Origin of the sequence: Flavobacterium chryseum (genome assembly GCF_004362015.1) — a bacterium.
Lineage (GTDB): Bacteria > Bacteroidota > Bacteroidia > Flavobacteriales > Flavobacteriaceae > Flavobacterium.
The window spans coordinates 131,717-146,351 of the sequence record NZ_SNWW01000001.1 but is presented as its reverse complement, the minus strand read 5'-3'; the positions used below and the strand labels follow the sequence as shown (position 1 = coordinate 146,351).

Sequence of the window (14,635 nt, the reverse complement as noted above, 5' to 3'; positions counted from 1 at the left end):
ATCTCAATCTAAAATCTTAATTCTTGTTGATAACGTTTAAAATGTTTTCTAAACTTGGAGTAATCAAATCTGTAATTGGTTTTGGATAAAATCCGAAGAATATTAAAACCGCAATAATTACTACCAATGATATTCCTTCATTAACCGAAACATCTGCAAAAGTTTTAGAATTTGTTTCTCCCAACATTACATTCTGAAACATTTTAAGCATATAATAAGCTCCCAGGATAATAGTTGTTCCGCCTAATACAGCGAACCAAACATTAATTTGAGAAAGACTGTACAAAACTGTAAATTCTCCAACAAAGTTAAAAGTGCCTGGCAAAGCAACTGATGCTAAAACCAAAATTAAAAACATTGATGTAAATTTTGGAGATTGAATACGAATTCCGCCCATTGCATTAATTTCTCTGGTTTCAAATCTTCTAAAGATAATTTCAGCAGCGAAAAATAATCCAACAACAACAAAACCGTGAGCGATCATTTGTAAAACAGCACCGCGTAAACCGTCAATTGTTAGAGTGTAAGTTCCGGCAGCAATTAATCCAACGTGAGCTAATGATGAATAAGCCAATAATTTCTTTAAATCTTTTTGTCTTAAAGCAACGATTGATCCGTAAATAACTCCGGCAATTCCTAAAGCTATAAAAATATTCATGTATTCTTTTGCAGCAAGTGGCGCAAGTGGCAATTGCCAACGAATAACACTATATAATCCCATTTTCAGCATGATACCAGATAAAAGCATTGTTCCAACAGTTGGAGCTTTTTGGTAAACATTCGCTTGCCAAGTATGAAAAGGAATAATTGGAATTTTAATTGCATAAGCTAAAAAGAAAGCTAAGAAAATCCAAAGCTGTTCGTTTGCTGACAAATCTAATTTATATAAATCTTCAATTAAGAAACTATGCGCTTTTTGATATAAATAAATGAAAGCAATTAGCATGAATAAAGATCCGGCAAGTGTGTAAATAAAGAATTTCACCACTGCTTTTCTTCGTTCTTCCGCATCGCCATTACCCCAAATAAGAGCAATAAAGTAAATAGGAATAAGAGCTAACTCCCAGAAAATATAATATAAAAGTCCATCTGCAGCAAGGAAAGTTCCTGTCATTGCAAAGGCCATAAATAAAATTAAAGCATAAAAACCTTTAGCATTTTTATATTCGTTTCCAAAAGAAGAGAATATAATAATTGGCGTTAAAGCAACAGTTAACAAAAGCATAGCAATTGCTAATCCATCAGCATTTAGTGCAAATGAGATTTTAGGTTGATTAATCCAGGCGTTGATTAAACTGATGTTTTCGCCTGCATTAAAATGACTTAACAAAACCAATGAACAGCCTAAAGCCGCTAAACTAAAGAACAAAGCAACTTTTGAAGCTAGTTTGTCACCAACAAAATAAGTGGCAAATGCACCAATTAAAAGAATAATTAATATAAGAGAAACGTTCATAGTTGTTAAATTATTTAGCTAAAAATATATAGGAAACAATGGCGCAAAGACCCAAAACAAAAGCAAAAAGATATAGCCCGATGCTTCCGCTTTGTAATTTTTTACCCTGAAAACCTATTTCATTGGTTACTTTTCCTAATCCGAATACAAGTGCTGATAAACGAGTTTCAATATAGTCTCTAAAGAATCTTGATAATGCGTTTACTGAGCGAACAAATATGGCGTCGTAAATTTCATCAACATAATATTTGTTGTATAGAACTTTTGTTAATCCTGTTATGTTTTCATCTGCTTCCGGAACATTATCTTGTTTGAAGTATTTGATGTAAGCAATTAAAATTCCTAATAAACCGCCTAAAACAGCAACACCCATTAAAGTATATTCTGTAGTTCCTAAATGATGTTCTTCGCCTGCTGCTTTTGCAAAAAGAGGAGCCAGATATTCATTTAACCAACTATTTCCAGGCAAACTAATTAATCCGCCAAAAGTAGCTAAAACTGCTAAAATCATTAAAGGGAAAGTAATTAATCCATCACTTTCATGTAAGTGATGTTTTTGTTCTTCAGTTCCTCTAAAATCTTTAAAGAAAGTTAAGAACATTAATCTAAACATATAGAAAGCTGTCATGATTGAAGCAATAGATCCAACAACATATAATGGAATACTGTGGTGGAAAGCGGTCATTAAAATTTCATCTTTAGAGAAAAAACCAGAGAAAAATGGGACACCAGAAATTGCTAATGATGAAATTAGCATTGTCCAGAACGTTACAGGCATTGCTTTACGCAAACCACCCATTTTACGCATATCTTGTTCTCCATGTAAACCGTGAATTACAGATCCTGAACCTAAGAACAAACAAGCTTTAAAGAAAGCATGTGTGATTACGTGAAAAACAGCTACTTCATAAGCACCCAACCCTAAGGCTAAGAACATTAAACCTAATTGAGAAACGGTAGAGTAAGCCAGTACTTTTTTAATATCGGTCTGAACCAAACCAATTGTTGCAGCAACCAATGAAGTTACAGCCCCAACAACTGCAATAACAGTTTGAACGTCTGGTGCTAAATCAAAAACAAAGTGTAATCTCGTTACCATAAAGATACCTGCAGTAACCATTGTTGCAGCGTGAATTAATGCTGAAACTGGAGTTGGTCCGGCCATCGCATCCGGTAACCAAGTATATAATGGAATTTGAGCAGATTTACCACAAGCTCCAATAAACAAGCATAAAGCAGCTAGAGAAAGCAATGGTAAATTTAAATTAGTAGTTCCGGCAATTGCTGTTTGTAAAGTAGCATAATCTAAAGTCGAGAACATTGAACCAATAATAAACATTCCGATCAAAAGACCTAAATCTCCAATTCTGTTCATAATGAAAGCTTTTTTCGCTGCATCATTGTAATCCTGGTTTTTGTACCAAAATCCAATTAATAAGTACGAGCAAAGTCCAACACCTTCCCAGCCAATAAATAAAACTAATAAGTTACTTCCAATTACAAGTGTTATCATGAAGAATACGAACAGATTCAAATACGCAAAAAATTTGTGCATATTTTCGTCATCGTGCATGTAACTAATAGAGTATAAATGTATCAAAGAACCAATACCAGTTACAAAAAGCAACCAAAGCAGAGATAATTGATCTAATAAAAATCCAAGATTAATATGTAAATTACTGATCTGAATCCAGTCAAATAAAGTAATTTGAATGGCTTTTCCAGTTTGAGTAATTTGATTGAAAAAGAAAATTGTAACAAAAAAAGAAACGACAACAGAGGCAGTTCCGATAATTCCCGAAACTGTTTTTCCCAGAGTCTTTCCGAAGAAAACATTGATTAAAAATCCTAAAAAAGGAGCTAATACTAAAACTAAAGCTAAATTGGTATCCATTTCCATTTATCCTTTTAAATTTTTTAAATTATCGATACTAATCGAACCTAAATTTCTAAAGATCGAAACTAAAATAGCCAATCCTACTGCAACTTCTGCCGCAGCAACAGCCATCGAAAAGAATACAAAGACTTGCCCCTGTGCATCCTGATGATAAGTTGAAAAAGCAACAAATAAAAGGTTTACAGCATTCAACATGATTTCGATAGACATAAATACAATGATTGCATTTCGTCTATACAATACACCAAAAACACCAATACAGAAAAGTACAACACTTAAAAAGATGTAGTTTTCAATACCTATTTGATTTAATATATTACCCATTATTTATTTAATTTTTCTTTTTTAGACAATAGTACAGTTCCAATCATTGCTACCAAAAGTAAAACTGAAGCAAATTCAAACGGAACCATATATTCATTTAGTAATATCTTACCCAATACTTTAATAGATTGGAAATCTTCTCCTATGGAATCGTAAGCACCAACAATTGGTTTAGAATTTATGAATATTGCAATTAACACAATACAAATCAAACAAAAAGAAACAATGGCGCCCAAACGTGTTATTCTTGGTCGGTGTACATCGCGTTGTTCGTTTAAATTCATCAACATAATCGTAAACAGAAACAGAATCATAATTGCTCCGGAATAGACTATAATATGCACAATAGCCAAAAACTGAGCATTTAAAAGTAAATAATGACCAGCAATAGAAAAGAAACAAATTACCAGATAAATGGCACTATGAATTGGGTTTCTGCTAAAAATAGTTAAAAATGCGGTTGCTACTGTAATAAAAGCTAAGAAACAAAATATAATTTGTACAGTTGTTACGTGAGCAAAATCAGGAATATGTATCATTTAATTAGCATTATTAAGTTGAGCATTTTTGATTGCCACGTCAAGAGGCATCACTAGTCTGTCTTTTCCAAAAATGAAATCTTCTCTTTCATAGCTGGAAGGAACTAATACTTTTGATGTTGTTAAGTAAATAGCATCTTTTGGACAAGCTTCTTCACATAAACCGCAAAATATACAGCGCAACATATTGATTTCATATATCGAAGCATATTTTTCTTCTCTGTACAAATGTTTTTCATCCGCTTTACGCTCAGCAGCTTTCATAGTGATCGCTTCTGCAGGACATGATAAAGCGCATAATCCACAAGCAGTACAGTTTTCACGACCTTGCTCATCACGTTTCAATTGATGTTGACCACGATAAACCGGACTCATTTCACGCACTTGTTCAGGATAGTGAATCGTCACTTTTTTTCTGAATAAGTGTTTTACAGTGATAAGCAATCCTTTCACAATCGCCACAAGATACAATCGCTCTAAAAAAGTCATCTCTTTATTAGAGACCATCTTTTTTCTACCCGATAATGATATAGTTTCTATTGACATTTTACTATTATTATTTGTGATTTTGAATTTTAGTTTAAATCAAATTCAAGATCTATTTTATTTTTATTTGAAGCTAATCCTGCTTTCCGCTTTATCTTTTTATATTGTCTCGAGACTTCGTGACCATCTTAAAAGGATGCCGCTTCTATCAGGGCTAGAGCATTACAATTCTTAGAATCCTAAGTATGCAGCAATATCGTGTCTCAATATAACAACACCCGTAATCATGATATTAATAATTGAAAGCGGAATCAAAATTCTCCAGCCTAAATTCATTAATTGATCATATCTAAATCTTGGAATTGTCCAACGAACCCACATGTAGAAAAATATGAAGAAACATATTTTTGCAAACAATACTGCAATTCCTAAAACATTAGCCAAATTTACTCCAGCATTTTCTACCATCCAGCTCATTCCCGGATAATTATATCCTCCAAAAAACAATACTGAAATAATGGTTGCAGAAGTAAACATACTTGCATACTCAGCAAATAAATAGAATCCCATTTTCATGGAGGAATATTCAGTATGATAACCACCAATTAATTCAGATTCACATTCAGCTAAATCAAAAGGAGTTCTGTTAGTTTCTGCAAATGAACAAATTAAGAAAATCAAAAAAGACAAAGGCTGATAGAAAACATTCCAATTCATTCCTTGTTGTTGTAATGAAATTTCTTTTAAACTCATTGTTCCGGTCATCATCAATAAAGCAATCATTGATAATCCCATCGCAACTTCATAAGAAACCATTTGAGAAGCTGCACGAACAGCACCCATCAAAGAGAATTTATTGTTAGAAGCCCATCCACCAATCATGATTCCGTAAACTCCAACCGAAAGAACCCCGAAAATATAAAGTAAAGCAATATTAATGTCAGTTGCCTGAAGAATTACATCTCTTCCAAAAACATGAAGTCTGTCTCCCCACGGAATTACAGCACTTGTCATCAAAGCTGTACTCATTGAAATTGCCGGACCTACAACAAATAAAAATTTATTAGGTGTATTTGGGAAAAATTCTTCTTTAGAGAATAATTTCATACCATCAGCAAGTGGTTGCAATAAACCTCCCCAACCAGCGCGGTTAGGCCCTACACGATCTTGTAGAAAAGCTGCAACTTTACGTTCAGCCCAAGTAGAATACATTGCCATAATCATTGTAACGGCAAAAACCACTACAATTACAACACTTTTTTCTATAATAAACGCACCATCTACCATCATTAAGAAATTTTGTTGTTAGTATTTAATGGAATTTCAGCCATACTGATTTTTTTGCGGTCAGTATCTCTACCTAAAAGGATATTCTTTTCTGTATCGATTTGTACTTTTTCTAATTTTTGAGTGTAGTTATTTTGATTGATAACAGAATCTTTTTCAAATTCTCTTGGTCCTTCAATAACCCAGTCATTAACATTTTTATGATCAAAACGGCAAGAATTACAGATAAATTCTTCTACTTCATGATACTCGTCTTTACGACCAGTCACACGTTGAATTTCTCCTCCAAACATCCAAACGGTTGTTTTTCCACAACATCCAGGAGTTGTACATTCTCTGTGCGCATTGTAAGGTTTATTAAACCATACTCTTGATTTGAAACGGAAAGTTTTATCAGTTAATGCTCCAACAGGGCAAACGTCAATCATATTTCCGGAAAACTCATTGTCAATAGCTTTTGAAATTCCAGTTGAAATATTAGCGTGATCACCACGATCTAATACCCCATGAACTCTATTGTCTGTCAATTGATCTGCAACTTGTACACATCTTTGGCATAAAATACAACGGTTCATATGCAATTGAATATTTGGACCAATATCTTCTGGTTCAAACGTTCTTTTTTCTTCAATAAAACGTGATTTCGGATTTCCGTGCTCAAAACTTAAATTTTGAAGATCACATTCACCAGCCTGATCACAAATAGGGCAGTCTAATGGGTGATTGATCAATAAAAATTCTGTTACAGATTTACGGGCTTCCGTTACTCTGTCAGAAGATTTACTGTTTACTTCCATTCCGTCCATACATCCTGTTACACAAGATGCCATTAATTTTGGCATTGGTCTTGGGTCAGCTTCGCTTCCTTTAGAAACTTCAACTAAACAACAACGACATTTTCCGCCGCTGCCTTTTAATTTTGAGTAATAGCACATGGCTGGCGGAACTAAATCTCCACCAATCATACGTGCAGCCTGCAGGATCGTTGTTCCTGGCTCTACGTCTATACTTTGACCGTCTATGGTTACTTTCATCTCTTATTGATTTGAATGTTGAAAGTCGGAATATTTAAAAGAATTGCTGTCCTTTTTATATTGTTAACTTTATAACTTTCTGCTTTATATTTTTATACGATTACTTTACCGCCTACTAAATGTTTCACTTGCGAAAAAGGTTCAGTAACAAAGTGATCTCTATTTTTTATTTTTTCCGGGAAACGAACGTGATATTCAAATTCATCTCTAAAGTGACGAATCGCTGCTGCTACTGGCCAGGAAGCGGCGTCACCAAGTGGACAAATCGTGTTTCCTTCTATTTTACTTTGAATGCTCCACAATAATTCGATATCTTCTTCGCGGCCCTGACCGTTTTCGATTCTCCACAATATTTTTTCTAACCAACCAGTCCCTTCACGGCAAGGCGTACATTGTCCGCAAGATTCGTGGTGATAAAAACGAGCAAAATTCCAAGTGTTTCTTACCACACAAGCAGTGTCGTTGTAAACTATAAATCCTCCAGAACCTAACATAGATCCGGTAGCAAAACCACCGTCACTCAAAGATTCATAAGTCATTAATCTATCTTCTCCGTTTGCAGTTTTGAAAATTAATTCAGCTGGTAAAATTGGCACAGAAGAACCTCCGGGAACAAATGCTTTTAAAGGTCTGCTAGAAGACATTCCACCTAAATATTCATCAGAATTCATGAATTCGTCAACGCTTAAACCTAATTCAATTTCGTAAACACCAGGATTTTTAATATGTCCTGAAGCAGAAATTAATTTTGTTCCTGTCGAACGACCAATCCCGATTTTTGCATAATCATCACCAGAATTGTTAATGATCCAAGGCACAGTTGCAATAGTTTCAACATTGTTTACCACTGTTGGGTTTGCCCAAAGTCCTGAAACCGCTGGAAAAGGTGGTTTAATACGAGGATTTCCTCTTTTACCTTCCAAAGATTCTATAAGTGCAGTTTCTTCTCCACAAATATAAGCTCCGGCTCCACAGTGAACATACAATTCTAGATCGTAACCTGTACCTAATATATTTTTTCCTAACCAACCGGCAGCTTTGGCTTCGGCGATAGCTCTTTCTAATATTTTGAAAACCCACATGTATTCTCCACGAATGTAGATATACGATAGGTTAGCACCTAAAGCGAAACTTGAAGTAATCATTCCTTCGATCAATAAGTGAGGAATAAATTCCATCAAATAACGATCTTTGAATGTTCCTGGTTCAGACTCGTCGGCATTGCAAACTAAATGTCTCGGTTTTCCTGATTTTTTATCAATAAAACTCCATTTCATTCCTGCAGGGAAACCAGCTCCACCACGACCACGAAGACCTGATTTTTTAACTTCTTCAACAACTTCATCTGGTGTAAGTGTTTTCAAAGCTTTTTCTACAGAAGCATAACCACCATTTTGGCGATAAACTTCATAGGTTTTAATTCCCGGAACATTGATTTTATCTAATAATATTTTTTGTGACATATTATTTATCGTGTAATATTATTTTATCATCTCTGCAATCAGCGATTAACTGATCGATTTTTTCTTCTGTCAATTTTTCTTTGTAGAAATCGCCTAACTGCATCATCGGAGCGTATCCGCAGGCACCTAAACATTCTACTCCGGCAATAGTAAACATTCCGTCTGGAGTTGTTTCGCCCATTTTAATGCCTAATTTTTCAGAAGTATAATCCATTAGATTTTCGGCACCATTTAAACAACAACAAGAAGTCTGGCAAAACTCGAACATGTATTTTCCAATTGGTTTTTGGTTGTACATGGTATAAAAAGTAACCACTTCGTAAACCTCAATTGGTTTGATGTGCAAAATTTCAGCAACTTTATCCTGCAACTCAGTACTTAACCAGTTATCGTGCGCATCCTGCACTTCGTGCAAAACAGGCAACAAAGCTGATTTTCTTTTGTCTTCAGGATAATGACTGATTAATTCATTGATGCGGGACATCAATGCTTCAGTCATGTTTATTTCTTGTTTGTAATGTTTACGTTCCATTTTTATTTTAGATTTTAGATTAATGATTTTAGATTTTTTCAATCCTTGTCCTTAATCCATATTCTGCAATCTTAATTATTAGTTTTAGATCTTTTGATCTGAATTCTTCAATTCTCTATGTAAGTCTAGATTTTCAATCTAAAATTTTTTACGCGTCTAATTCTCCTGCAATTACATTTAAACTCGAAAGGATAACAATTGCATCTGATAATAAAGCTCCTTTAATCATTTCCGGATATGCCTGATAATAAATAAAGCAAGGTCTTCTGAAATGTAATCTGTATGGAGTTCTGCTTCCGTCTGTAACTAAATAAAATCCTAATTCTCCGTTTCCGCCTTCAACAGGATGATAAATTTCTGCAACTGGTACAGGAACTTCTCCCATTACGATCTTAAAGTGATAAATTAAAGATTCCATAGAAGTATACACATCTTCTTTTGGAGGAAGATAATAATCAGGAACTTCTGCGTGATATTCATTTCCGGCTGGCATTTTATCCAATGCCTGACGAATAATACTTAGACTTTCCCAAACCTCTGCATTACGAACACAGAAACGATCGTATGTATCACCTGATTTTCCAACAGGAACAATAAAATCAAAATCTTCATACGAAGAGTAAGGTTGTGCAACACGAACATCATAATCGACGCCGGCAGCACGTAAGTTAGGACCTGTAAATCCGTAAGCCATTGCTTGTTCAGCAGTAATCGCACCTACGTTTACAGTTCTATCAAGGAAAATCCTGTTTCTTTCAAATAAGTTTACAAACTCTTGCCAGGCAACAGGAAAATCTTTTAAAAAGACATCTAATTTGCGGAAAGCTTCTGGTGACCAATCTCTTTCGAAACCACCAATTCTTCCCATATTTGTTGTTAAACGAGCTCCACAAATTTCTTCGTAAATCTCGTAAACTTTTTCTCTAAATTGAAAAACGTACAAGAAACCAGTATACGCACCAGTATCAACCCCAAGAATCGAATTACAGATTAAGTGATCTGTAATACGAGCCAGCTCCATTACTATAACTCTTAAATATTGTGCTCTTTTAGGAACTTCAATATTTAATAATTTTTCTAAAGTCATCCACCATCCCATATTGTTTATAGGAGAGGAGCAATAGTTCATACGGTCTGTAAGTGGCGTAATTTGATAAAAAGGACGATTTTCGGCAATTTTTTCGAAAGCTCTGTGAATGTAACCAATAGTTGGTTCAGCCTCAAGAATTCTTTCACCATCCATCAATAAGATATTCTGAAAAATACCGTGTGTAGCTGGGTGTGTAGGACCTAAATTTAGTACCGAAAGTTCACTTCCGTCTTCGTTTAGTTTATCCTTTACTATTTTAGCATATCTATGCTCTGGTGGTAATAATAGTTCTGACATTTTATAATGTTGAATTATTTATTTTTTAGCAATTTGTTGTTGTTCTTCCAAAGAATCTGTCATCCTTATCTGTTCTTCCGCTGTCTTCCATTGGGAATTCTTTTCGCATCGGGAACGATACCATTTCATCCATATTCAAAATACGTTTTAATTGTGGATGTCCTATAAAGTTAACTCCGAAGAAATCGTAAGTTTCTCTTTCCATCCAGTTTGAACTTAAGAAAATATTTGAAATTGTTTTTATTTCCGGTTTTTCACCGTTAAGGAAAACTTTGATTTTTATACGTTTATTTTCGTACCAGTTATGCAAATGATATACTATCGCAAACTGACGATCTGTTTCGTTGTCAGGATAGTGAATGCCACATAAATCCGTTAAAAAGTGAAAACGCAAATCAGAATCATTTTTCAGGAAAAGAATCAAAGCTGTGATTTTATCAGCTGTTGTTTCTATTGAAAAAATATCTCTTTCTTGTTGAAAGTTAAAAACACTTGCGTCAAATGTTTCTGTAAGTTTATCTTGAATCAGGGTATTTTCTAAAGCCATCTTATGAAATGTTATATGAAGCTAGTAATTCTTGGTATTCTGGTGAACTTCTGCGTCTTACAGATTCGCTTCTTACCAATTCCTGAAGTTTCATTACTCCATCAACAATTTGTTCTGGTCTTGGCGGGCATCCGGGAACGTAAACATCAACTGGAATTACTTTGTCAATTCCTTGTAAAACAGAATAAGTATCGAAAATTCCACCAGATGAAGCGCAAGCTCCAACAGCAATTACCCAACGAGGTTCAGACATTTGTTCGTAAACCTGTCTTAAAATTGGTGCCATTTTTTTAGAAATAGTTCCCATTACCATTAACATATCTGCCTGACGAGGAGAAAAACTCACACGCTCAGACCCAAATCGTGCTAAATCGTAATGTGAAGCCATTGTTGCCATAAATTCGATTCCGCAACAAGAAGTCGCAAACGGTAATGGCCAAAGAGAATTCGCTCGTGCCATACCTACAACATCATTTAGTTTTGTGGCGAAAAAACCTTCACCAACAACACCTTCAGGAGGGGCAACCATATTTACTTTTGAATCGCTCATTTTATTTTAGATTTTAGATTTCTGATTTTAGATTTTTGCAAATCGTGAAAATCGAAATCAATATTTAAAAAAATCAATATTATAGTTGGAGAACTTATTTTCCAAATTTAAATTCTAAATCAAAACAATCTAAAATCTAAATTCTGAAATCTAAAATTTCTTTATTCCCAGTCTAATGCTTTCTTTTTGATGATGTAGAAAAAACCAACTAAAAGCAAAGACATAAAGACAATCATTTTTAGCATTCCCTCTATACCAAGATCTTTAAAGTTTACTGCCCAAGGATAAAGGAAAATTACCTCTACATCAAACAATACAAATAAAATGGCTACTAAGAAGTATTTTACAGAAAAAGGAATACGAGCGTTACCAACAGATTCGATACCGCACTCAAAGTTTTTATCTTTAACTTCAGAAGTTCTTTTTGGACCTAATTTTCCAGAAATAATGATGGTTCCTACCACGAAACCTACAGCTAATACAAACTGCATTAAAATAGGAATATAACTGTATTGATCAGATTGCATAATCTTGGGGGTTTTTACTTAAAAAATGAGCCACAAAGATAGCTTTCAACTCTGTAAATCACAAGCTAAAAAAGGATTTAAGTGTGTGCTAAAAGTGCGATTGATTGTAATTTTTATTGATTATAAATAACAGACGCCTATTTTGTGTTTTTTTTAAGGTTTGAGCAAAAAAAAACGTCTCGAAATTAATCGAGACGTTTAGACCATTCAGAGGCAAAAAAAATAAATTGCTATATTTTTCTTAGATTACTGCTACTTTAGCAGCAACTTTCCCTTTTCTTCCTTCTTCTTCTTCGTAACTTACACGGTCACCTTCGCGTAATTCTTCCGCGTTAATTCCTGAAGCGTGAACGAAGATATCTTTTCCTGTTTCTTCGTCTGTAATGAATCCATAACCTTTAGATTCATTGAAAAATTTTACTGTACCTGTACGCATTGTAATTGTAATAATAATTTATAATGTAGCAAATGTAACATATAAATTCATACAAAAGACAATAAGGTGTTAATTTTTTGTAAAAATTATTGATTCACAGTGTTTTCGCTATTTATATTGCATCAATTAAGATACGGATATGCTTTAATTGAGAATCGTTTATTGTAGGAATAAAAAGTAAGAAATTTTTAAATTATCTTCAAAAATATTTTTTGATAGTAGGATTTGCTTTACTACATTTAAATTTAAGTTTAAACAGCTGTATTTCCTCAGATTTTCACCTTTAGAATACAGTTTACTCATTACTGAGCATAAAAAAACTGCAGCTAAATTTTTAGCTGCAGTTTTTAAATTTAAATTTCTTTGGAAATTATATTATATCTACTTTAATGTGCAATTCTTTTAATTGAGCGTCATCAATTTTAGCTGGCGCATCAATCATAACATCTCGGCCTGAATTGTTTTTAGGGAAAGCAATAAAATCTCTAATAGTTTCCTGACCTCCTAAAATAGCAACTAGTCTGTCTAAACCAAAAGCTAAACCTCCGTGTGGCGGTGCTCCAAATTGAAATGCGTCCATTAAGAATCCGAATTGTGCTTTTGCTTCTTCTTCGGTAAAACCTAAATATTTAAACATTAATTGTTGTGTTGCTTTATCGTGAATACGAATAGAACCTCCACCAATTTCATTTCCGTTTAAAACCATATCATAAGCATTGGCACGAACTTTTCCAGGATCAGTTTCTAATAAGTGCATGTCTTCTGGTTTTGGAGACGTAAATGGGTGGTGCATCGCGTGATAACGACCACTTTCTTCGTCTAATTCTAATAATGGGAAATCTACAACCCATAACGGAGCAAATTCTTCAGGTTTACGCAATCCTAAACGAGTCGCTAATTCCATACGAAGTGCAGAAAGCTGACTACGGGTTTTATCAGCAGGACCTGAAAGTACAAAAATCATATCTCCGGGTTTTGCTCCCGTAATTTTCGCCCATTGTGCTAAATCATCCTGATCGTAAAATTTATCTACAGATGATTTAAAAGTTCCATCGTCATTGCATTTAGAATATACCATTCCTGATGCGCCAACTTGCGGACGTTTTACCCAGTCAATTAATCCGTCAATTTCTTTACGAGTATAATTTCCTGCTCCCGGAACTGCAATTCCAACCACTAATTCTGCAGCGTTGAAAACCGGAAAATCTTTGTGTTTTGCAAATTCGTTTAATTCGCCAAATTCCATTCCGAATCGAATGTCCGGTTTGTCATTTCCATATGTTTTCATAGCATAGTCGTAGGTAATTCTTGGGAATTTGTCTACTTCGATACCTTTTATTTCTTTTAGTAAATGTCTTGTCAATCCTTCAAAAACATTCAAAATGTCTTCTTGTTCTACAAATGCCATTTCGCAATCGATTTGTGTAAACTCAGGCTGACGGTCTGCACGTAAATCTTCGTCACGGAAACATTTTACAATCTGGAAATATTTATCCATTCCGCCAACCATCAATAATTGCTTGAAAGTTTGAGGAGATTGCGGCAATGCATAAAATTGTCCTTCGTTCATACGGCTTGGTACAACGAAATCTCTTGCTCCTTCAGGAGTCGATTTGATTAAGTATGGAGTTTCAACTTCACAAAAATCTAAATCAGATAAATATTTACGAACTTCCATCGCTACTTTATGACGGAAAAGCAAACTGTTTTTTACAGGATTACGGCGAATATCTAAATAACGATATTTCATTCTGATATCTTCTCCACCATCGGTTTCATCTTCAATTGTAAATGGAGGCGTAAGTGCTGCATTCAAAATCGTTAATTCTGTTACTAAAATTTCGATTTCACCAGTCGGAATATTTTTGTTTTTGGCTTCACGCTCAATAACAGTTCCTTTTACCTGAATCACAAACTCTCTACCAAGTGTTTTTGCCAGTTCAAAAACAGTTTTATCAGAACGGCTTTCGTCGAAAATAAGTTGCGTAATTCCGTAACGGTCGCGTAAATCAACCCAATTCATGAATCCTTTATCGCGTGATTTTTGAACCCAGCCTGCAAGTGTAACTTCGGTATTAATATTTGAAGCGTTTAACTCGCCGCAATTATGACTTCTATACATGATCTAAATTTTAGACTGCAAAAGTAAACACAAAATTCAAATTAAAAT

Annotated in this window: 15 protein-coding genes; all 15 read right to left on the bottom strand. The window is 34.3% G+C overall.

Going from position 1 to position 14,635, the window contains the following annotated elements:
• Positions 1-16: 16 nt before the first annotated feature.
• Complete coding sequence (locus EV143_RS00610; protein ID WP_133505984.1) at positions 17-1,456, bottom strand: complex I subunit 4 family protein; 1,440 nt, start codon at positions 1,454-1,456, stop codon at positions 17-19.
• 10 nt (positions 1,457-1,466) lie between these two features.
• Positions 1,467-3,350, bottom strand: coding sequence for an NADH-quinone oxidoreductase subunit L (gene nuoL / locus EV143_RS00605; RefSeq protein ID WP_133505982.1), 1,884 nt, complete (start codon positions 3,348-3,350; stop codon positions 1,467-1,469).
• A 6-nt stretch (positions 3,351-3,356) separates the two neighbouring features.
• Positions 3,357-3,677: an NADH-quinone oxidoreductase subunit NuoK gene (gene nuoK / locus EV143_RS00600; protein ID WP_026982591.1), complete on the bottom strand. Its 321-nt coding sequence runs from the start codon at positions 3,675-3,677 to the stop codon at positions 3,357-3,359.
• Positions 3,677-4,216, bottom strand: coding sequence for an NADH-quinone oxidoreductase subunit J family protein (locus EV143_RS00595; RefSeq protein WP_133505980.1), 540 nt, complete (start codon positions 4,214-4,216; stop codon positions 3,677-3,679). The genes nuoK and EV143_RS00595 overlap by 1 nt, the downstream gene beginning before the upstream one ends.
• Positions 4,217-4,762 (bottom strand): NuoI/complex I 23 kDa subunit family protein, encoded by a 546-nt coding sequence (locus tag EV143_RS00590; RefSeq protein ID WP_133505977.1) that lies wholly within the window; start codon positions 4,760-4,762, stop codon positions 4,217-4,219. It abuts the gene before it with no gap.
• A 171-nt stretch (positions 4,763-4,933) separates the two neighbouring features.
• Positions 4,934-5,992 (bottom strand): NADH-quinone oxidoreductase subunit NuoH, encoded by a 1,059-nt coding sequence (gene nuoH / locus EV143_RS00585; RefSeq protein ID WP_208111243.1) that lies wholly within the window; start codon positions 5,990-5,992, stop codon positions 4,934-4,936.
• Positions 5,992-7,023 carry a 2Fe-2S iron-sulfur cluster-binding protein gene (locus EV143_RS00580; protein WP_133505975.1) on the bottom strand — a complete coding sequence of 344 codons (1,032 nt, stop codon included), beginning with the start codon at positions 7,021-7,023 and terminating at the stop codon, positions 5,992-5,994. The genes nuoH and EV143_RS00580 overlap by 1 nt, the downstream gene beginning before the upstream one ends.
• A gap of 92 nt (positions 7,024-7,115) precedes the next feature.
• Positions 7,116-8,486, bottom strand: a complete 1,371-nt coding sequence (gene nuoF / locus EV143_RS00575) for an NADH-quinone oxidoreductase subunit NuoF (protein ID WP_133505973.1) — start codon at positions 8,484-8,486, stop codon at positions 7,116-7,118.
• A gap of 1 nt (position 8,487) precedes the next feature.
• Positions 8,488-9,018 (bottom strand): complex I 24 kDa subunit family protein, encoded by a 531-nt coding sequence (locus tag EV143_RS00570; RefSeq protein WP_133505971.1) that lies wholly within the window; start codon positions 9,016-9,018, stop codon positions 8,488-8,490.
• A 148-nt stretch (positions 9,019-9,166) separates the two neighbouring features.
• The gene (locus tag EV143_RS00565; RefSeq protein ID WP_133505969.1) at positions 9,167-10,405 is read right to left on the bottom strand and encodes an NADH-quinone oxidoreductase subunit D; all 1,239 of its coding nucleotides are present in this window, start codon (positions 10,403-10,405) and stop codon (positions 9,167-9,169) included.
• A 25-nt stretch (positions 10,406-10,430) separates the two neighbouring features.
• On the bottom strand, positions 10,431-10,952 hold the full coding sequence (locus EV143_RS00560; protein WP_133505967.1) for an NADH-quinone oxidoreductase subunit C: 522 nt from the start codon (positions 10,950-10,952) through the stop codon (positions 10,431-10,433).
• Position 10,953: 1 nt separating this feature from the next.
• Positions 10,954-11,502, bottom strand: coding sequence for an NADH-quinone oxidoreductase subunit B (locus EV143_RS00555; protein WP_056244209.1), 549 nt, complete (start codon positions 11,500-11,502; stop codon positions 10,954-10,956).
• A gap of 161 nt (positions 11,503-11,663) precedes the next feature.
• On the bottom strand, positions 11,664-12,029 hold the full coding sequence (locus EV143_RS00550) for an NADH-quinone oxidoreductase subunit A (protein WP_133505966.1): 366 nt from the start codon (positions 12,027-12,029) through the stop codon (positions 11,664-11,666).
• A gap of 241 nt (positions 12,030-12,270) precedes the next feature.
• The gene (locus EV143_RS00545; protein WP_007137066.1) at positions 12,271-12,465 is read right to left on the bottom strand and encodes a cold-shock protein; all 195 of its coding nucleotides are present in this window, start codon (positions 12,463-12,465) and stop codon (positions 12,271-12,273) included.
• A gap of 370 nt (positions 12,466-12,835) precedes the next feature.
• Entirely contained in the window at positions 12,836-14,587 is a 1,752-nt protein-coding gene (gene aspS, locus EV143_RS00540) for an aspartate--tRNA ligase (protein WP_133505965.1), read from the bottom strand.
• Positions 14,588-14,635 lie beyond the last annotated feature (48 nt).

Coding starts and splice junctions, on each gene's coding strand:
- nuoK (WP_026982591.1), bottom strand. CDS start 3,677: ATGGGTAATATATTAAATCAAATAGGTATTGAAAACTACATCTTTTTA.
- EV143_RS00570 (WP_133505971.1), bottom strand. CDS start 9,018: ATGGAACGTAAACATTACAAACAAGAAATAAACATGACTGAAGCATTG.
- EV143_RS00580 (WP_133505975.1), bottom strand. CDS start 7,023: ATGAAAGTAACCATAGACGGTCAAAGTATAGACGTAGAGCCAGGAACA.
- EV143_RS00550 (WP_133505966.1), bottom strand. CDS start 12,029: ATGCAATCTGATCAATACAGTTATATTCCTATTTTAATGCAGTTTGTA.
- EV143_RS00590 (WP_133505977.1), bottom strand. CDS start 4,762: ATGTCAATAGAAACTATATCATTATCGGGTAGAAAAAAGATGGTCTCT.
- EV143_RS00545 (WP_007137066.1), bottom strand. CDS start 12,465: ATGCGTACAGGTACAGTAAAATTTTTCAATGAATCTAAAGGTTATGGA.
- EV143_RS00555 (WP_056244209.1), bottom strand. CDS start 11,502: ATGAGCGATTCAAAAGTAAATATGGTTGCCCCTCCTGAAGGTGTTGTT.
- nuoH (WP_208111243.1), bottom strand. CDS start 5,992: ATGATGGTAGATGGTGCGTTTATTATAGAAAAAAGTGTTGTAATTGTA.
- EV143_RS00565 (WP_133505969.1), bottom strand. CDS start 10,405: ATGTCAGAACTATTATTACCACCAGAGCATAGATATGCTAAAATAGTA.
- aspS (WP_133505965.1), bottom strand. CDS start 14,587: ATGTATAGAAGTCATAATTGCGGCGAGTTAAACGCTTCAAATATTAAT.
- EV143_RS00560 (WP_133505967.1), bottom strand. CDS start 10,952: ATGGCTTTAGAAAATACCCTGATTCAAGATAAACTTACAGAAACATTT.
- EV143_RS00610 (WP_133505984.1), bottom strand. CDS start 1,456: ATGAACGTTTCTCTTATATTAATTATTCTTTTAATTGGTGCATTTGCC.
- EV143_RS00595 (WP_133505980.1), bottom strand. CDS start 4,216: ATGATACATATTCCTGATTTTGCTCACGTAACAACTGTACAAATTATA.
- nuoL (WP_133505982.1), bottom strand. CDS start 3,350: ATGGATACCAATTTAGCTTTAGTTTTAGTATTAGCTCCTTTTTTAGGA.
- nuoF (WP_133505973.1), bottom strand. CDS start 8,486: ATGTCACAAAAAATATTATTAGATAAAATCAATGTTCCGGGAATTAAA.